Below are 20599 nucleotides of genomic sequence, written 5' to 3'. Positions count from 1 at the left end.
TTCTACTTTAATATACCTATTTTTTCAATGGTTCCAATCTTTTAAAATATATAAAGATAACTGCTATGGCCAGCAACAAAATTGCTGGGCTCATCATTGCAATCCGCATATCTGTTTCTTCACTTACGACACCCATTATGTATGGTATCAAAGCGCCACCTGCCCCACCGCTGGCTAAAAATAAGGAATATGCAGTACCCGATAGTTCCTTATATTCTTCGCTGCCGTAAGAAGCAATTAAAGCCCATTGACTGGAAAACGCAAACCCCATCAACACTATAATTATCCATATTAATAACTCACTCCGGATTATACCTGATAAAAATACTATGAAGGCTGAAGATGTCGCCAGCCACACAACTATCTTTCTGGCTCCAAATTTTAAAATTACAGGACCGCAGGCCAAACGCCCCAGTGCCATAGCCATCCAGAACACCCCCACTGCTATGCTGGATCTTAACGCAGAAAAATCCATGTTCTTTTTGAGATATGTTGCCATCCACCCCCAGCTTCCAACTTCTGAGCCTGTATAAAACAGCATGCATAAACCTGCCAGAATTACCTTTTTGCTGGTAAGTACAGCTTTTACACTCTTGAAGTTCAATCTTTCTTCAGAATCCATCTGCGTAAACTTTGCAGATATAGACATCACCGTAAGTATTATGGACAATATCCCGAAAATATAGTAACTGATCTGCCAGGTTATTCCATTGGATATCAGTATGCTTATGATAACAGGTCCAGCCAAAGCGCCCAATCCGAAGAAAACCTGAAGAAGATTCATATAAAAGCTTGTATTCTCAGTGTTCATGTCAGCCACAAGAGCACAGACCACACTTTCCATTAGGCCTCCAAAACCACCTAATAGCAGCATGACAACACATGCAACATAAAAATTCCCCGATAAAGGAAATACGAACAAGGTTATGGAAAAACCTACAAGTGATAAATTCAAGACAATCTTTTTACCGAATCTGTCTGAGGCAATTCCTCCAATAAGAACAAAAACAACGAATCCTATAAAATTATAAGAGAAAACAGTTCCTGACTGGGAAGGAGTCAGGTTGAAAGTTTTGGATATCTCAGTGAGCAAAGGGCTTGTTCCTACCAGGAACATAGCAAACAAAAATATAAGTGCATAACAAATATATGTAATATATCTATTTCTCATAACATACCCCTGATATTGATTCTTAAGTCCATGTAATTATAACACTAATAACATAATACAGCAATGAAATCCATTTGTTATCCCTTTTTATTGCTAAAGCTGTACATTTTCGATATAATTTTTATAATTTCTATTTTAAAGTGGGGTCATTAACTTATGAATTTTATTAAAGAACTCTTTCAGAAAGACATCACCAGAAGGGTACTCATCCTCTCTGTATTAGCCTTTATCCTGTATTTAATGAGGGATATGCTCAACCTACTTCTCCTTACATTTATTTTTACATTTCTGATGTATAGTCTGCAAAATTTCCTTATCAAAAAGTTAAGAAATTTTGTACTCATAAAGCAAAAAATAATGATAGTTTTATTATATCTGACGATGGCCTGCATTGTTGCCCTGGCTTTATACAAATACATACCAGTTATTTTCAATCAGGTTCAGTCTGCAATTAATGAGGTCGTAAAATTCTACCAGAAGGAACATGAGAGTCCTATAGAAAAATATATAATAAGCCTGATAGAAGAAGCCGACATAATCGGATATTTTAATAAAGGTGCCGATTTCCTTTTCAAATCTGCATCAAATATAAGCAGGTGGGGCTTCAACATATTGATATCCTTCATCCTCAGCTTGTTTTTCCTGCTTGAAAAAAACAGAATAATGCGGTTTACTTCCAAGTTCAAAACAAGTAAGATTGCCCCTGTCTATGATGAAGTTGCCTATTTCGGAAGGAAGTTCATGAACTCCTTCGGCAAAGTAATAGAAGCGCAGATACTGATAGCGCTGATCAACGGCGTTCTTTCCGTAATAGCCTTGTGGATAATGGGATTCCCTCAGTTGCTTGCACTTGGTGTTATGATATTCATACTGGGCTTGATCCCGGTAGCCGGTGTACTCATATCCCTTGTACCCTTGTCTTTGATTGCCTACAATATCGGTTCTGATCCGAGAGAAGGCATAATGAATATAATCTATATATTAGTCATGATAGCTGTACTTCATGGATTGGAAAGCTATTTCCTCAATCCGAAGCTTATGTCTTCCAAGACTGAACTCCCCGTATTCTACACATTCCTGGTATTAATTTTCTCCGAGCACTTTTTCGGTGTATGGGGATTGATAATCGGGCTACCAATATTCATGTTTGTTCTCGATTTACTGGATGTAAACAACGGTCCAGACAACAAATACAAGGATACAGACTAGTTAATGTTACGTAATTAACCTGTGCAGGTATACTGCCTCATTTTTGTGGCATACATGTTGAAGAGGAAATAAACTGTCGAGCTGGCTAAAACAAACCAGTAATTTTCAGGGGGGACATCTATGAAATGTGCTGTCACTTACTCTCTTTCGGATGATAATAATTCCGATTGCTATTATCATGATATTGCAGTATTCACTGATGAATTTCTTATAGAAGGTTACAAACTGGCTTCCTCAGTGATTGATACTTATTATAATTACATCCTTGACAGTAATACCGAAACTGCATCCTCAACAGATGAATATTTGTTTGAATTTCTGATGCTGGGTACTCTCTGGCAGGTGTACAGCGGAGATGCTTTTGGACTGGAGGATAACCCCCGGCAGCTTTTGAAGGGTCTGTCGGAATTAAGGCAGCGTGGTGGATATCTTAAACCTGGTGCCGATTTTTTAAGAGGAATTTTTGCAACGCTCTTTTTATCGCCTGATCTGGATGATAATCTGTTTGTACTTGAACCCGATATCGCGCATTTCGATAAGCTGATTAACTGGCTTGAAGCTACAGGTGAATTCAATCAGGAAGTATCAAGACTCAAGCTTTGGCAGCAGTTCTTAAATAATCAACCCCATGACATTTCATCAGATTATTTGGCAACTTCCATCACTCTGGCTGCATGGTTTGAGATAATCAGCAGCGAGCGCCTTGGTAAATACACTCCGAATGTAGAATATTTCCTGAACCATGTCCGCCCTTCCCACTATTGGCGCGAAGACATAATATTCAGTGGAAGGCGTAGGGTCGAATACCATCTGAATATGATAGGTGCAGAAATTATGAATAGGACAAACCGCCAGGAATTTCTTAAGACCCGGTTCAAAGCTGTGCTACTCCCTTCCTGCATGTGCATAAAGCCTGAAGGACAGTGTCCTGCCCAGAAATGCTCCAAAGGACTGGGGTGTGTTTTATGTACACCTTCATGCAAAGTCAGTCAATTGACAAAACTGGGGCAGGATAACGGCTTTGGAGTTTTTATCATCACCCATGAGTCATCTGCTTTTTCAGAAGATTCAAATAATGATATGGCCAATGAAACTGTTGGGATTGTGGGTATTGCATGTATTCTGAATCTGATATCCGGCGGATGGAAAGCAAAAAAATTAGGGTTACCTGCTCAATGTGTACTGCTGGATTATTGTGGCTGTAAGAAGCATTGGCATAATAAAGGTCTGGTAACAGATATAAATATGAATCAGTTTATAAAAATAATGGGAATTGAAAATTAACTTTCACTTCAGCTTAATATTTCTGTTTTAGCTACGAAAAACAATATTCATAACACCTAAAAATTGATAAAAGAATAAGACAGGGTGCCTCAATATTATTTTTGAGACACCCTGTCTTAAGAAAACTTTACTTTGCTTTTGTTCTTACATCTTCAGTTATCTTTGATACAAAATCATTAACAGGCATAGAACCAAGGTCCCCTTCTTTTCTTGACCTTACAGCTACTGCCCTGTTTTCCATCTCCTTATCGCCTATAACCAGCATATAAGGGACCTTTTCCATCTGTGCTTCTCTTATTTTGTATCCAATTTTTTCATTTCTCATATCTACTTCTACCCTTAATCCGTGTGAGTTAAGCAATTCCTCAATTTCACGCGCATACTCGTGATGCTTTTCTATCAAAGGCAGTACCTTGACCTGTACAGGTGACAGCCAGGTCGGGAATGCTCCTGCATACTTTTCTATAAGCAGTGCAAGAGTTCTCTCATAGCAGCCGATCGATGTTCTGTGAATTACATAGGGGTACTTTTTCTGTCCGTCTCTATCGATAAACTGCATACCGAACTTTTCAGCCAACTGAAAATCTATCTGAACTGTTATTAGAGTATCTTCCTTGCCATGAACATTCTTTATCTGAATATCCAGTTTGGGGCCATAAAAAGCTGCTTCCCCTTCTTCTTCCTTATATGGTATCCTGAGGTGATCCAGAATCTGTCTCATCCTGTCCTGTACTTCTTCCCACTGCTCAGTTGTTCCGATATATTTTTCTTTATTGTTTGGATCCCATTTTGAAAAACGGTAAGAGACATCCTCATCAAGCCCTATAGTTTTAAGCAGATAATTTGCCAGATCAACACAACCTGCAAATTCCTGCTCAAGCTGTTCAGGCATACATGCTATATGACCTTCGGAAATGGTAAACTGCCTTACTCTTATAAGTCCATGCATCTCTCCCGATGATTCATTTCTAAAAAGAGTTGATGTTTCATTAAATCTCATAGGCAGCTCTCTATAGCTTCTCAGTCTTGCAAGATAAACCTGGAATTGAAACGGACATGTCATTGGCCTTAGTGCAAAAACTTCCGAGCTTTCATCATTTTCATCCCCCATTATGAACATACCTTCACGATAGTGCTGCCAATGCCCGGATATCTTATACAGATCACTTTTTGCCATAAAAGGGGTTTTTGTCAGCATATAGCCGCGACGTTCTTCTTCATCCTCAACAAAGCGCTGCAACAGTTGTATGACTTTTGCACCTTTAGGCATAATTATAGGTAACCCCTGACCTATATAGTCCACGGTTGTAAATAATTCCAGTTCACGTCCAAGTTTGTTATGATCCCTCTTTTTTGCTTCCTCGATCTTTGCGAGGTACTCATCCAGTTCACTTCTCTTCGGAAATGATGTGCCGTATATTCTCTGAAGCATCTTGTTCTTTTCGCTTCCCCTCCAGTATGCACCTGCAACCTGTGTCAGCTTTACAGCTTTTACTTTTCCGGTAGAAGGAAGATGGGGACCTGCACAGAGGTCTACAAATTCACCCTGCTTATAGAAGGAGATTTCTTCCCCTTCGGCAAGATCTTTTATTAATTCAACTTTGTACGGCTCTGCTTTTTCTTCCATAAATTTTATGGCTTCTTCCCTTGAAAGGGTAAATCTTTCTATAGGCAGATCTTCTTTAATAATCTTATCCATTTCCTTTTCTATCTTTTCAAGCCCTTCAGGCGAGAAAGTTTTATCAAGATCAAAATCATAGTAAAAACCGTTTTCAATAGACGGGCCTATAGCAAGCTTTGCTTCAGGATACAGTCTCTTTACTGCCTGTGCCAGTATATGTGATGTTGTATGCCTGTAGGCATGTTTTCCACCGTCATTTTCAAATGTGAGCAAACTCAGCTTGCAGTCTTTTTCAAGCTTAAATGACAAATCCCTGACTATCCCGTCTACTTCACCAGCAAGCGCAACCCGCGCAAGTCCTGCACTGATACTTTCAGCAATTTCCTTAATACTGATACCTTCGTTGTACTCTTTTAAACTGCCGTCTTTCAATGTAATACTAATCATTTCTGTCTCCTCCTTATATAAACATTAGAACAAATGTAGCTCTATCACTTTGTTTGTCCACGGCCTTTCCAGATTAATAAAAAACTCCCGTTCCTTGCATATACAACATGCAAGGGACGAGAGTCATACTCACGTGGTTCCACCCTATTTATCCGGAATAATGCTTTATGCCGCAGTATCCTTCACTCATTCGATTATAACGTCATCACCGTTTTGACTCAGAGGTGGTCTTCAACCGGTATTCTATAAAAGCAATTTCAGCCATGGATTCCAGATAAAATCCAAGATGCTTTCTCTCTAAAAAAATATTACGGTTTACTCTTCTCATCATTGTCAAATTACTTAATTTTGCTTTCTTAATTATATATAGAGAAAAATTTATTGTCAATTATAAACTATAATTTAATTTTTCCAGTAATACGAATCGTTTCCATATTTCCAGGTAATAATATTTGAATACAGAACATGGTATAATGTTAAATATTACCAATTACCAAGGAGAAGATTCATGAGAGTGAAAAGAGTTGAAAAATTCAGAAGGACAAGGCATAGAAGAAAGCGGAATTTCTTTTTTCTTGCGTTTATACTTCCATGTACACTGGTTTTCATCGGCTACATAATTTCATCATTCTTCATACTTCCCGTTATGGCGGGTAAATAAATAAGCCGGTGAGTTTATCACCGGCCTTGTAACTATTTCTGTATGATGCTTTCATCCCTCTCCAACGGATGATCCAGTTCAAGGTGTATAAAAGCCTCTCTCTGTGTACCTTCAATAAGAAATTGAACTTTTTTTACCCAATCCAATTCAGTAAGCGAGTTTACTACAGAATACAGTGTTATCAATTCACCCGCCGAACCTCCCGGGTGCTTTTCTATAATCTCTCCTGAGAAGTTAACAGTGCATATTCCATCAGTAGTATTAACCGATAAAAGCCTTGTTCCTTCTGGAATCGGGGAAGATAATTCTTTATTTTCTGATCCCCTTATCAGTTCATCAATTATTACCTTTTCAATACTATCCCCTTTGTTTACTGCAACCTCCCTGTCTTCAACGATAAGGGCGTCTGAATTATTGTTTCCGAAATACAGGACCAGCTTCTTTATTTCGCCAGGTACAGGCCTTCCCTGCTCATCCAGAGCTATTCTTCCAAGTTCTCCGAAAGGCTCACCACTGGGACCTATCAAGTCTTTTCCCTCGACAAGGATTTTGACTTTATTTACCCCCTCAATCTCAGTAAGAGTATTGACAACAGAAATCCTTTCTACGATTTCTGCAATATCATTTGCACTTGAATATTCCCCTGAAAAATCCACAACAGCTAATCCGTCTTTCAAATATGAGTTAAGAAGCTTCGTGCCATCAGGTATGGTTTTCCTCAGACCAGCGTTTTTCGGTCCCTTAAGTAAAGCTTCAACAGCTGTTTTAATCCTGTTATCATCTATTAATTCCAATTCCTGCTTCTCCGAAGGTAATGCACTGTTGTCTTCATTTGCAAAATAGAGTGTAAAAATTGCTTTATCCTTTTGTTTATCCACAGTTGAAGTATTGCTTGATTCCTTACCGTTTGTCTTATTGACTGAAGTAGAACCACAGCCTGCCAATATAGCTGTCACTAAAATTACGGCAATTACTATGGAAACAGATCTTTTCATTTTTATTTGCCGGCAGAAACACATAAAGCCGGCAAACCTCCTCTCTTAGGGTGATAATTAATTATACCACTTTTTAAACCATTGTACTACATAAAGTACAGTAGTTAGACTCTACCCGACCGTTATTAGTTCCCTCATTTGACTAAACCTGCTCTCTCCTATCCGTGGCACATTCATAATATCCTCAATCTTTTTGAACCTGCCATTTTTTTCTCTATATGCGATAATATCATTTGCAGTTTTTTCTCCCACTCCAGGTAAAGTATCCAATTCACTTACTGTGGCTGTATTAATATTGATCTTACCTTTTTGTTCCACTGAATTCTCTGCATCTGCAATATCACCGGCTACTGCTTCACCCCTATCCTTAATTATTCGAACCCCTTGCATCCCTTCTTCCGGAGATTTATTTCCGGAATGCTCCAGGGTATTATTGAGACTATTATGTATAAATTGTCTTTCCTTTTTTGATAATATCTTTAGCATTGTATTCTCATTTAGTATATAAGCAAGATTGACATTTTCCAGATCTGCCTCCTTAGTGGCTCCACCTGCCGCTTTAATAGCATCATCAATGATTTGGCCCTTTTTAAGAGTTACAACTCCTGCATTTTTTACACATCCCAGAATATAAATTTTTATTTCTTCTGTAGCAGCAGGTAAGGGATCCTCATTATGCCCATTTATGATATCTTTCACATGGACAGCTGCCGTTTTTCCGCTATCCTCCGGCTCCGTTTTTCTGTCTATGACTACCTGCCCACCCTTTTCCTTGAGTATATAACCTGCTATGCAGATTATCATGATTAATGCAAATGATACGGCTATCACAATCTCTTTTCTTATATATACTTGTTTGCCAAATAACTCCAACTGCATCTTATTACCTCCCATGTAATATTTTGTTATAATATCGCATTTTATGTCATTGAATATTTTCTATAAAAGTTTACATTTTCCTTTTTTTTACTAAAAATATTTTAAATTATTAGTACATTTTTAGTGACTTTTCTGGTATACTTTTATTTGCCAAATTGCAAACAATTATTACACTGAAACTGAGGCACCTGTACAAGGGATAAAATTGAAAGCAAATTTACTTTTCCGGAGGCTTAAATGAAAAAATTTCTTTCATTAATTACTATGATTCTGTTCATAATCCTGAATATTCCTGTTTCCCATGCGGAAACTCTTGATATTGCCGCTCCTTCTTATATGCTTTTAGATCTTAATTCAGGTCAGGTTCTCTATGAAAAGGATTCCAACCAGAAATTGTATCCCGCAAGTACAACCAAAATAATGACAGCTATCCTTGCTCTTGAAACCGGAAAGCTGGATCAGGTCATGACCGCAAGTAAAAAAGCCATTGATCCGGGTAAAGGTGGAATGAATATTGGAATCATGGAAGGTGAAAAGCTTACTTTGGAAGATCTTCTACACGCTCTCCTTATAAAGTCCGCAAATGAAACAGCTAATATTATTGCAGAAAACATTGCAGGCAGTACTGAGGATTTTGTAGAAATGATGAACAAAAAAGCCGGTGAAATTGGTGCTGTCAACACTCACTATGTTAATACTAACGGTATGCATGATGACAACCATTATACAACAGTAAGCGATATGGCCAAGATTTCACTGTATGCAATGAAAAACAAGGACTTCAAGAGGATTGTAGCAAAATCCAAGTACGACATGACCCCTACAAACAAGCACAGTAAATGGGATACTCTATATACTACAAACAAACTTTTTTACTATAAATCAGATTTATTTTCCGAAATAACTGGTATAAAAACGGGATATACCAGCAAAGCAGGCCATAATCTTGTATCTTCAGCAAAGAATAAGGAAGGCGTGGAGTTGGTTGCAATTGTTTTCGGCGTAAAAAGCATAGCTTCAGCTACAAATGTATACAGTCTTTCGGAAAAGCTCCTGGAATATGGCTTCAAAAATTTTTCTATTCAGCAATTTGCAAAAGCTGATGAGCAGGTTAAGAAGATTACAGTTACTGATGCAAAGGACGACGGATACCTTGAACTGATTACTTCAGACAGTCTTTCTGCCTTACTGCCCAATGATGAAAACCTGCATAACATTGAAGAAAACGTAAAATTCACCATGACTGATGTTAAAGCACCTGTAAAAAAAGGTGACATAATGGGATATATAGAGTACAAACGACAGGGCATACCCCTCGGAAAAATTAACATCATTGCGTCCAGAAATGTAGAGAAAAGTTTCAAAGCAGAGGTACGGGATGATGTTAAAGCTTTTATAAGCAGCCCGCTGCTTAAAAGAATAATCATCGGAATTGTAATCACACTAGTATCATTCATAATACTGAGAATTGTTCTGAAGAAGATATCAAGAGCTTCAAGGCTGCGAAGATATAGGAGCTGATGAAGGAAAAGTACTATATGATCATATTGCACAAGCAGCTCACTGACTGCTCGTGCATTTTTTTATATAAAATATATTTTTTGGCAAATTTTAGCCCATTCATAAATATTATATAGTATAATGAATATACAAGCTGTCAGCATGCCCGGATATCAGCTAAATCTGTAATACCGGTTCTTCCCTTAGTGTATATACTGTATGCAAAAGCTGCTATCTCTCGGAAACTACTCATATAGCCGCATCATGCATCGACAGAAAACAGTACTTTAATATCAGACAAAACTAATATATAATAAATTGTGATGCTTCTTGCGGATTCAAAATTAAGCTTTTCATGAGTATGAACATCACGAAGGAGTGATATTTTTATGATATTTGACCCCCTTTATAATGTTAGGCCCATAAAAAACCTTAAGGATATGGTTGAGCAAAGTGTGAGTCTGTACCCAGATAATAACGCTTTCCTTTTGAAAATTGATGACAACAACTATACCGGAGTCAAGTACTCCCAGTTCAGCAGCGATATTGATGCTCTGGGTACAGCTTTGACAAGCCTGGGGCTAAAGGGGAAGTACATTGCTGTTATAGGCGAAAACAGATATGAATGGTGTGTAACCTATCTTTCAACAGTTAATGGCGTAGGTGTCATTGTCCCTCTTGATAAGGAACTACCTTTAACAGAAATAGAAAATCTTTTAATAAGATCCGAAGCTTCAGCAGTTATTTTCTCAAACAAGCTTGATAAGGAGATGAAAATGATAGCTGCAACTCTCCCATCTATTAAGTATTTTATCAGGATGGATTATAAAGAATCAAAAAATAATCACCAAAAGGATTTATTTGAGAATACTGATGGTAAATTCCTTTCATACAGCAAATTGATAAGCAAGGGCAAGGAATTGCTTTTATCGGGAGACAGGTGTTTTATTGATGCAGAAATAGACTCTGAGAAGTTGAGTATTCTGCTTTTCACATCGGGTACTACAGATCTTGCCAAAGGCGTTATGCTTTCTCACAAGAATATATGTGCAGATATTATGGCAGTCTGTGAGTCATTATTTATTTGCAGCAGCGATTCTTCTCTGTCAATCTTGCCTATACACCATACTTATGAATGTACCGCAGGTTTTCTGGTCATGATTTATAACGGATGTACAGTATCATTCAACGAAGGATTGAAGCATATAGCAAAAAATCTCAAAGAGACAAGCCCTACCATTCTTTTTCTAGTGCCTCTGATACTTGAAAACATGTATAAGAAGATCTGGGAACAAGCATCAAAGAAAAAAGGAATGAAGGCTAAGCTTAAAGTTGCCTTGTTTATAAGCAATATTCTTTATAATTTTTTAGGTATAGATATACGTAAGAAACTCTTTAAGCAAGTTCATGATAATATCGGGGGAAGAGTCAGGTTGATAATATCAGGTGCCGCCGCAATAGACCCCAAAGTCCTGGCGGGATTCAGAGCCATGGGTATCAATTTGCTTCAGGGCTATGGACTTACCGAATGTGCACCAATAGTAACAGTTAACAGAGAAAAAGCCTTTAGAAATTCTTCCATAGGGCAGCCTTTACCGGGTGTGGAGGTTAAGCTTGTTGATATAAACAGCGATGGAATAGGTGAACTTGCCGTCAAAGGGAATAATGTAATGTTGGGGTACTTCGAGAACAAACTTGCCACAGAAAAGGTACTAAAAGACGGTTGGTTTTTCACTGGAGACCTTGGACATATGGATGATTCAGGATTTTTCTATATAACAGGAAGAAAGAAAAATGTCATTGTGACTAAAAACGGAAAAAATATTTTTCCTGAGGAAGTTGAAGCTTATCTCAACAAAAGTCCTTATATACAGGAATCACTGGTTTGGGGCAGGTATGATGAAGAGTCAGGCGAAACCTATGTAAATGCACAGATAGTTCCATATATCGAATCAATCAAAGAAAAGTTAAAGCTTGAAAATCCTTCATATGAAGATATATTAAAAATAATCAGTCTGGAGATAAAATCAGCCAACAGAATAATGCCACTTTACAAACGCATCCGGGATTTCTCAATAAGGGAAAATGAATTTGAAAAAACTACAACCAAGAAAATTAAACGTTATGTAGAAAAAATAAGTTAACTCGTTGTGGTGGTAGGCCATATTTCTTATACAACGACTTAGAGCATATTCACGGAAATTTGAATAAACAAATTACATCTTAGCCAAGTGAGCTAAGTTTACTCTTTATTCTTTTTTCCTTAAGGGGTGTTTGATAAATGGTAAAACGTGGGAATTATGCGGTCAGGCCTATAAATGACTTAAAAGACATGCTTCAACAAAGTCAGAGCCTTTTTGGAGATACCAATGCCTTCTTCATTAAAAATAAAGAGGATATCTATAAAGCAGTAAGCTATACTGAGTTTAAAAATGATGTTGATGCATTGGGAACTGCACTGACAGCTTTAGGCTTAAAAGGTATGCACATAGCTTTAATCGGTGAAAACCGCTATGAGTGGTGTGTATCCTACTTGTCCATAGTTAACGGAACAGGTGTAGTAGTCCCACTCGACAAAGAGCTGCCGGGCTCAGAAATAGAAAATCTTCTGATTAAGTCTAAAGCAGAAGCTGTAATCTATTCAGAGAAATTCCATAATGAAATGTGCAGAATTTCTCGCTCTACGCCATACCTCAAGCACTTCATCTGTATGGATACTACAGGAATACACCAGGATGAGCCTGTATCTGCTTCGGCTATTCATGCAGGTATACCGTCACAGACTAACGTATCAGCTGACAGTTTTAAATCCTTCAACCAACTTGTAGAAAGAGGCAAAATTCTAATAGATTCAGGTAACAAATCGTTTATTGATGCAAAAATAGATAGTGACGCCATGAATATGCTATTATTCACGTCAGGCACCACAGATTACGCAAAAGGCGTTATGTTGTCACATAAAAACATATGCTTTGATATTATTGCAGTACTTTCTACTGTATATATAGATAGCAACGACTCTTCACTATCAATACTTCCTATTCACCATACATATGAGTGCAGTCTGGGTTTTTTGGCGCTCATATACAGCGGAGCAACTATCAGCTTTAATGAAGGTTTAAAGCATATTGCAAAAAATCTCAGAGAAATTAAACCAACTGTTCTGCTTACAGTTCCACTGATATTGGAAAGCATGCATAAAAAAATCTGGGATCAGGTATCGAAAAAAAGGGTACTGAAGCTTAAGTTGAAACTGGCTATTTTTATTAGTACATGGCTTTTGAGACTACTTAGGATAGACTTAAGAAGAAAACTGTTCAAACAAATACATGATACACTTGGAGGTAGGATTAGACTTGTCCTTACAGGTGCTGCGGCTATCGACCCCGGCGTTTCCAAATGCTTCAGATCTATGGGGATACCCGTTCTTCAGGGATATGGACTTACCGAATGTTCTCCATTAGTCATTGGCAACAGGGATTATGCGTATAAAGATTCTTCTGTAGGTCTTCCCTTGCCCGGTGTTGAAGTTAAGATAGATGCTCCGGATGAAAACGGGGTTGGTGAGCTTATGGTAAAAGGCGATAATGTTATGATTGGATATTTCGAGAATCAAGATGCCACCGATAAGGTTCTGAAGGGTGAATGGTTCTGCACAGGAGATCTTGGGTATTCGGACAAATCAGGCTTTTACTATATTACGGGGAGAAAGAAGAATGTTATTGTCACAAAAAACGGGAAGAATATTTTTCCTGAAGAAATTGAGTCTTATATTAATAAAAGCTCGTATGTCCTGGAATCCCTCGTTTGGGGAGAATATGACGGCAATACGGGTGACACAACGGTAAATGCACAAATTGTACCTGATTTCGCCACTATAAAAGAGAAACTCAAACTCCCTGATATTTCAAAGGAGGATATTTTAAGAGTTATCAAGGAGGAAATAAAAAATATCAATAAAAATATGCCGATATATAAAAGGATAAGAGACTTTTCGATACGCGAAAACGAGTTTATTAAGACTACCACTAAGAAAATAAAAAGATACGTATAAAAACTAGAGGAAGGGAAACAACTCCCTTCCTCTAGCTTTTACTCTATGAATTCAGGAAGCTTCCCTATATCATCTGTCAGCACATCCGGACCTATCCTTTCCAGCCTACCGGTATCACCAAGACCATATGTCACGCCGCAGGTGCGCGTCCCAGCCCTTTTTCCTACTTCCACATCCGTATATGTATCCCCAACCATAATAGTTCTGCCGGGCTGTACACCAAAAACATCGATAATCCTCAGCAGCCCTTCAGGATCCGGTTTCATTCTTCCTACCGACTCCGGTCCGATAACTACTTTAAAGTACACTGAAATGCCAAGATTCACCAATATTTTATGAGTTAAGTCCTCTGGCTTGTTTGTAAATACAGCCATTTTTTTATCTTTAAAGAATTCTAATGTTGCTTTAACATTATCATATAATTTAGTATCAACAATGCAGTTATCCAGATAATAACGTTTAAAAACCGGTAAAGCCTCTTTAACCATATCTTCATTACAATTCTTAAAGCAGCTCCTTATAAGCTGTTCTGCTCCACGCCCTACATATGAAATGATTTCACCCCGGGTAAGTAAGGGCTTGCCGAAAGCTCTAAGAGTATGACAAACTGCATTTGCAATATCGGCCCCTGAATCAACAATAACACCATCAAAGTCAAATACTATTGCATCAATTTGATATTTCATAAAAAACTCCTCTAATATAAAACACTTTTAGCTTAACCTGTTGTGCCAGTTGATTTTCTATTCGGTAAATAAAGCAAAATCTCATATAACGCAACACCAGCGCCACATGAGATTGGGCCTTACAGCTATCATCAATCACTTATACATTACTACACCATCGGACCAAAGTCTTTCAAGATTGTAAAAACTCCTGTCCTCATCATGGAATATATGCACAACTACCTCGCCATAATCTAGAAGAATCCATCTGGCACTGTTATAGCCTTCTTTGTGAAAAAAGCTGTATCCGTCTTCCTTCATTTTTTCTTCAAGCTCATCTGCAAGAGCTTTTATATGAGTAGAAGAAGTACCGCTGCAGATAACAAAATAATCTGCTAGTATTGAGATTTCTTTAATACTGATTACACTTATATCCTTTGCCTTTTTGCTTTCCAAGATTTCCACTATTTTATCTAAACTTCTCATTGAACTCAAAGCTAGTCATCCTCTCTAAGACTGATGTAAAAAATAACTACCCAAACAAGCTTAGGCTAAGAGGAATTATACCACTATTCAGAATAAATTTCAAACCGGTTTTGCAGTAGAAAACTTTTTTCTATTTGTTACTCTCGTGTCTACTCAAACTGTAAACAATAAAATTTCTTGCCTCTACAGTTTCCGGATGTATTAACGCTCCCCTTTCAATAACATATGTGATGGTTCTGTCAAAGGCTGACACCATACCTGCATCTATATCTTCAAAAGCAAGCCTTCTTACCTCATCTACCCCAGGGAAGTTTCTTGCAGGCTCAATAAAATCCGCAAGAAAAACTATTTTAGAAAGCAGGCTCATATCTTTGCAGCCCGTAGTATGGCTATCTATTGCACTGATTATATCAGCATCCTCAACTCCGTACTCAACAGTGGCCAGCCTGGAACCTAAAGGCCCATGTAAAAGCTCCGGTTGCTTTTTTGTTATGTAATTCACTTCAATACCATATTCGCTACACAGCTTAAATACCTTTTCCCCTCTTATATCCCTGGCACAATCGTGAAGCAATCCTGCAATTGCGGCTTTTTCAGTGTTGACATTATACTTTTTTGCCAAATCTATGGCTGTATTCATTACATTTACCGAATGGCTGAACCTATTTGGCCTTAATTCAACCTGAAGCTTACTTTTCATTTCATTGATAGTCATAATTTACCTTTTCACCCTATTTTAAAGATATGTTGATGCCAGCTCTACCACCTGTCAGACATAGCTGCTTCCATCACGATATATTTGTTTGCCTGCAATAAATTTTTCAACCGGATCAGGTACTAGATACTTAATTGATTTGCCGCTTCTTACCCTCTCTCTTACACCAGTAGAGGAGATATCAACAAGTGGTGCCTCAAGGGTATGAATAACAGCTCCATATTTTTCCCCTAATTTTCTGATTTCATCCGAAAAGCTTGAGTAGCTGTATCCAGGCCTTAGTACAGCTATGAATTCACACAGGGCAAAAACTTCCGTATAGTTTTTCCAGGATAACAAATCCGGTACTACATCTGCACCTACTATGAAAAACAAATGATAAGAGCTACCATGTATTTCCCTTAATGCCTTTAGTGTATCAACTGTATACGTATACCCTTTTCTATCAATCTCAATCCTAGAAACCTCAAAAAAAGGGTTTCCTTGTATTGCATCCTGCACCATAGCAAAACGCAATTCCGCATCTGTTACTTTGGTATTGTCTTTGTGTGGTGGGTTACCTGAGGGAATAAACATAACCCTGTCAAGGTCAAATTCTTGCCTTATATATTCTGCAACCACTAAATGTCCATTGTGAATTGGATCAAAAGTCCCCCCACAAATCCCTACTCTTAAACCACAATTATTTTCCTTCATTATTTCACCGCTCATATGATAATTTTCCAATTTTTAGCCCTTATCAATTATTTTTTTAACTTACATCATAAATAACTTTTCTATCAGTTATTATTTCTACCTGTCCAATCTGTTCACCATAGCCAGTGCACCGTACATTACCGCATCATCACCCAGCTTTGATTGAACAATCTCCATGCCCTCAAATGCCTGAGGCCAAGCAAACCTTTTTACATATCCTTTGAATATGGGCAGTATATATTCTCCTAGAGCTTCTATAACCCCGCCGCCCAAAATAATCATGTCGGGGTTAAATATATTCACCAGAGAACCTGATGCCGCAGCCATGTAGTATACAGCTCTGTCAAGAACTTCTACAGCCAGTTCATCTTTAGCATCTATAGCTTTTTTCAGAATTTTGCTTTTTAGCACTGCGGTCTCTTCACCAAGCAAATCCTTAAGTATTGTCTTACTCCCTCTTGCAATCTGTATCCTTATTTCGCGCATCATTGCTATTTTACTGCTGTAAGCCTCTAAACATCCTCTCTGTCCACAGTTGCAGTATGGTCCTTCCGTATTCAATACCATATGTCCTATTTCAGCAGCTGCATGCTTTGAGCCTGTATATAGTCTATTGTTTATAACCAGTCCTCCGCCTACACCTGTACCAACGAATAAACCCACTATATTCTTTTTACCTACGCCGGCACCATACTTCCATTCACCAAGAGTTCCCGCATTTACATCGTTGGCAATAGCGAAAGGAACACCAAATTTATCTTCAATAATCTTTTTTATATTATAATTTTTCCATGGAATATTGGGAGCATAGATAATCTCGCCAGTATCTTCATTAATAACACCAGGTGCACCGGCTCCCAATGCAGATATATCGCTGATATTCATACCAGCCTCTTTTATTAATTCTTCTACTACTTTTATTATGGTTTCTTCTACCTTTTCATATCCTTTATCAGCTTTTGTTTTCTTCTTAATCCTGTATAGAATATTATTATTCTCGTCAAATACTGCTCCCAGTACTTTAGTACCGCCTATGTCCAGGCATATCATCCTTTTCCCCATATCATCATCTCCGGTTTATCAGTATTTTGTTTGGTTTATGCAGTTTCAGAACTCAAAAAATTATTTGCTGCAGAGTTTATTTTTAGTAGCCGGGGTGTTGTGAGAAACATTTTATGTATAAATTAATATTTCTACAAATATTAATTATTTCCTGCATATAAAATTATATTTAAACTTAAAAGAGATTGCATTTCAATATGCAACCTCTTCTGATTTCTACTTTGTTCCTATATCTTTTCTGTAGTGAACATCCTTGAAGTTTATTTTCCTTACTCCCGAGTACGCTTTGTCAATAGCTTCATTCAGAGTGCCTGCCAATGCCGTGACTCCCAATACACGCCCACCTGCAGTAAGATACTTGCCATTTTCATATTTTGTACCTGCATGAAACACAACTATGTCAGAATCCTTTTCGGCTTCTTCTATTCCACTTATTCCATATCCGGTTTTATATTTCTGCGGGTATCCTCCAGAAGCCATTATTACGCAAACAGAAGCATTATTCTCCCACTGGATATCTACTGACTCAAGATTTTCATCTATGACTGCATTAAAAATTTCTACCAGATCATTTTTTAGTCGCGGTAGTACAACCTGAGTTTCGGGATCGCCAAACCGTGCATTGTATTCCAGAACCTTCGGACCATCCTGAGTTAAAATCAACCCGAAGTATAACACCCCTTTGAATTTTCTGTTTTCTTTATTCATTGCTTCAATAGTAGGTAAGTATAGTTCTTTCATGCAATATTCCGCTATTTCCGGAGTGTAAATCCTGCTTGGTGAGAATGTCCCCATCCCCCCAGTATTTAGCCCCTGATCATTATCCAACGCCCTTTTATGATCCTGTGAACTTACCATGGGAACAACGGTTTTACCATCAGTAAATGCCAGTACGGAAACCTCAGGCCCAACAAGGAATTCCTCTATTACAACCTTATTTCCTGCCGTACCGAATATTTTATCCTCCATGATGTTGTTTACTGCTTCATGAGCTTGGTCGAAACCCTGTGCTATAATTACTCCCTTACCCAGGGCAAGTCCGTCAGCCTTTACAACTATTGGGTATTTTTGATGCCGCAAATACTCTATAGCATGCTCGCTATTATCAAAAATCTCATATCTGGCAGTAGGAATATTGTATTTTTTCATCAGATCTTTCGAAAAAGATTTACTGCCCTCAAGTATAGCTGCATTTTTTCTTGGACCGAAAGCTCTTACACCCGCCTCCTCAAGAGCATCAACCATTCCGGCAACTAAAGGATCATCCGGTGCAACAACAACCATGTCTATCTGATTTTTTTTGGAAAATTCAACTACCCCTTCTATATCAAGCGTGTTTAAAGGAATACATTCCGCTAACCCCGAAATTCCGCCATTCCCAGGTGCACAATATATTTTTTCAACCATTGGGCTTTTCGCTATCTTCCAGATTATTGCATGTTCACGTCCACCACTACCAACGACAAGTATTTTCATAATCTTCCTCCATACCAACCCTCAGCATAAACCCTATAACGGGACCGGTATAGGGTTTTCTATTCCTTTGTCCAAAACAGGAATATGAATTCGGAATCAGGGCCAGATTTTCTTCTTAGTGTTTGAAGTGTCTCATTCCAGTGAGTACCATGGATATTCCATATTTATTGCACGCATCTATCGATTTCTGATCGTTCATGGAACCACCGGGTTGAATAATAGCCTTTATACCTGCTGCTGACGCCGCTTCTACACAATCTTCGAATGGGAAATATGCATCAGAGGCCAGTACCGCTCCTTTTGTCCTTTCTCCACCATATTCTATAGCTATCTTTGTTGCCATTATCCTGTTTGTCTGCCCGGGACCAACACCCAAAGACTGCTTATTTTTAGCTATTGCTATACCGTTAGATTTAGTGTGTTTTACTACCTTCATTGCAAAAATAAGATCTTCCATTTCCTCTGCAGTAGGCTTTACATCAGTCACACATTTTATATCATCAGTATTTACAAGCTCATTATTATAGTTTTGAACTAAAAGTCCGCCTGCTACCTTTTTCATATCATATGTTCCCGCCGGGAGCTTTGCCGATATATTATCCAACTGAAGAAGCCTGATATTCTTTTTCTGTGTCAAAATCCTTGTTGCTTCCTCGGAGAAGGATGGAGCTATCACTATTTCTATAAATATTTTATTGATTTCTTCAGCAGTTTTTGCATCTATTTCCCTGTTTGCAGCGATTATTCCTCCAAATATTGATACGGGATCAGCCTCATATGTTTTCAGGTATGCCTGGTAAATGTCTGCCGCACTGGCCAAGCCACAAGGGTTTGCATGCTTTACTGCTATAACTGTAGGTTCGTCAAACTCTTTTAAAAGTTCAAGCGCACCATTTGTATCGTTTATATTGTTATAAGACAATTCCTTACCATGAAGCTGTTTTGCAGAAGTTATACATCCTATATTTGCTCCCACTTCCTTATAGAATACAGCCTTTTGGTGCGGATTTTCGCCATATCTCATTTCCTGCACCTTTTCAAAAGTGAGCGATAAGGTTTCGGGGAAGAATTCCTCACCCAGTTTGTCTCTTAAGTATTTTGCTATTAATGTGTCATAATGGCTTGTGTGCTCAAACACCTTATAAGCAAGCTTGAATTTGGTTTTAACGGATATATCCTTATCTGCCTTCAGTTCATCCAGAACCATCTCATAATCTGCAGGATCAACAATAACAACTACATCCTGATAGTTCTTTGCCGCAGCACGCAGCATTGTCGGACCGCCTATATCAATATTTTCAATTGCCTCTTCAAGCTCAACATGTCCTTTAAGTATAGTTTGTTTGAAAGGATACAAATTTATTATAACAATATCTATTGGTTCAATACCTAATTCTTTAATTTGTTTCATATGCTCTTCATTGTCTCTGATAGCCAGAAGGCCACCGTGCACATTCGGATGCAGTGTTTTCACCCTACCGTCCAGGCATTCCGGAAATCCTGTGACATCGGATATGTTTACAACTTTAATTCCTGCCTCAGATAATGCTTTTGCAGTACCTCCTGTAGAAATTATCTCTACACCGTATTTTGACAATTCTGTCGCCATTTCAATTATTCCGGTTTTGTCTGATACACTTATCAATGCTCTTTTTATCATAATACAACCTCCCATTCT

At 38.0% G+C, this 20599-nt stretch carries 17 protein-coding genes; 6 read left to right on the top strand and 11 right to left on the bottom strand.

Features of this window, described 5'->3' with window-relative positions:
• Positions 1–16: 16 nt before the first annotated feature.
• Positions 17–1171, bottom strand: coding sequence for an MFS transporter (locus N3I35_13465; GenBank protein MCX8131092.1), 1155 nt, complete (start codon positions 1169–1171; stop codon positions 17–19).
• 156 nt (positions 1172–1327) lie between these two features.
• Between N3I35_13465 and N3I35_13460 the strand changes: the two genes are divergently transcribed.
• The gene (locus N3I35_13460) at positions 1328–2380 is read left to right on the top strand and encodes an AI-2E family transporter (GenBank protein ID MCX8131091.1); all 1053 of its coding nucleotides are present in this window, start codon (positions 1328–1330) and stop codon (positions 2378–2380) included.
• A 120-nt stretch (positions 2381–2500) separates the two neighbouring features.
• The gene (locus tag N3I35_13455; GenBank protein MCX8131090.1) at positions 2501–3664 is read left to right on the top strand and encodes a DUF116 domain-containing protein; all 1164 of its coding nucleotides are present in this window, start codon (positions 2501–2503) and stop codon (positions 3662–3664) included.
• 127 nt (positions 3665–3791) lie between these two features.
• Here the strand turns inward: N3I35_13455 and thrS are convergent, their stop codons facing one another.
• Entirely contained in the window at positions 3792–5732 is a 1941-nt protein-coding gene (thrS, locus tag N3I35_13450; GenBank protein MCX8131089.1) for a threonine--tRNA ligase, read from the bottom strand.
• A 508-nt stretch (positions 5733–6240) separates the two neighbouring features.
• On the opposite strand from thrS, the gene N3I35_13445 reads away from it, so the two are divergent.
• Complete coding sequence (locus N3I35_13445; protein ID MCX8131088.1) at positions 6241–6393, top strand: hypothetical protein; 153 nt, start codon at positions 6241–6243, stop codon at positions 6391–6393.
• Between the two features lie 32 nt (positions 6394–6425).
• Here the strand turns inward: N3I35_13445 and N3I35_13440 are convergent, their stop codons facing one another.
• Positions 6426–7412, bottom strand: a complete 987-nt coding sequence (locus tag N3I35_13440; protein MCX8131087.1) for a GerMN domain-containing protein — start codon at positions 7410–7412, stop codon at positions 6426–6428.
• A gap of 87 nt (positions 7413–7499) precedes the next feature.
• Positions 7500–8267, bottom strand: a complete 768-nt coding sequence (locus N3I35_13435) for a helix-hairpin-helix domain-containing protein (protein ID MCX8131086.1) — start codon at positions 8265–8267, stop codon at positions 7500–7502.
• Positions 8268–8504: 237 nt separating this feature from the next.
• On the opposite strand from N3I35_13435, the gene N3I35_13430 reads away from it, so the two are divergent.
• The 3 genes from N3I35_13430 to N3I35_13420 all read left to right on the top strand — a co-directional run bounded on the left by N3I35_13430 (position 8505) and on the right by N3I35_13420 (position 13821).
• Entirely contained in the window at positions 8505–9788 is a 1284-nt protein-coding gene (locus N3I35_13430; protein MCX8131085.1) for a D-alanyl-D-alanine carboxypeptidase, read from the top strand.
• A gap of 368 nt (positions 9789–10156) precedes the next feature.
• Positions 10157–11911, top strand: coding sequence for an AMP-binding protein (locus N3I35_13425; protein MCX8131084.1), 1755 nt, complete (start codon positions 10157–10159; stop codon positions 11909–11911).
• A gap of 137 nt (positions 11912–12048) precedes the next feature.
• Complete coding sequence (locus N3I35_13420) at positions 12049–13821, top strand: AMP-binding protein (GenBank protein MCX8131083.1); 1773 nt, start codon at positions 12049–12051, stop codon at positions 13819–13821.
• A gap of 38 nt (positions 13822–13859) precedes the next feature.
• On the opposite strand, the gene N3I35_13415 is transcribed toward N3I35_13420, so the two are convergent.
• The 7 genes from N3I35_13415 to purH form a co-directional block, all read right to left on the bottom strand.
• On the bottom strand, positions 13860–14507 hold the full coding sequence (locus N3I35_13415; protein MCX8131082.1) for an HAD-IA family hydrolase: 648 nt from the start codon (positions 14505–14507) through the stop codon (positions 13860–13862).
• Positions 14508–14642: 135 nt separating this feature from the next.
• Positions 14643–14972, bottom strand: coding sequence for a ribosome silencing factor (rsfS, locus tag N3I35_13410; GenBank protein MCX8131081.1), 330 nt, complete (start codon positions 14970–14972; stop codon positions 14643–14645).
• Positions 14973–15102: 130 nt separating this feature from the next.
• Positions 15103–15687: a bis(5'-nucleosyl)-tetraphosphatase (symmetrical) YqeK gene (gene yqeK, locus N3I35_13405; GenBank protein MCX8131080.1), complete on the bottom strand. Its 585-nt coding sequence runs from the start codon at positions 15685–15687 to the stop codon at positions 15103–15105.
• A 54-nt stretch (positions 15688–15741) separates the two neighbouring features.
• Positions 15742–16398: a nicotinate-nucleotide adenylyltransferase gene (gene nadD / locus N3I35_13400; protein MCX8131079.1), complete on the bottom strand. Its 657-nt coding sequence runs from the start codon at positions 16396–16398 to the stop codon at positions 15742–15744.
• Between the two features lie 81 nt (positions 16399–16479).
• Positions 16480–17445: an ROK family protein gene (locus N3I35_13395; protein ID MCX8131078.1), complete on the bottom strand. Its 966-nt coding sequence runs from the start codon at positions 17443–17445 to the stop codon at positions 16480–16482.
• A 216-nt stretch (positions 17446–17661) separates the two neighbouring features.
• Positions 17662–18921, bottom strand: coding sequence for a phosphoribosylamine--glycine ligase (gene purD, locus N3I35_13390; protein ID MCX8131077.1), 1260 nt, complete (start codon positions 18919–18921; stop codon positions 17662–17664).
• 115 nt (positions 18922–19036) lie between these two features.
• Positions 19037–20581, bottom strand: coding sequence for a bifunctional phosphoribosylaminoimidazolecarboxamide formyltransferase/IMP cyclohydrolase (purH, locus tag N3I35_13385; GenBank protein MCX8131076.1), 1545 nt, complete (start codon positions 20579–20581; stop codon positions 19037–19039).
• Positions 20582–20599: the final 18 nt, after the last annotated feature.

The sequence above is a fragment of the Clostridia bacterium genome (genome assembly GCA_026414765.1).
In the GTDB taxonomy this organism is placed as follows: domain Bacteria; phylum Bacillota; class Clostridia; order Acetivibrionales; family DSM-27016; genus SKW86.
Note: the sequence above shows the minus strand (reverse complement) of the source record. Positions and strands in the feature narration are given on the sequence as shown.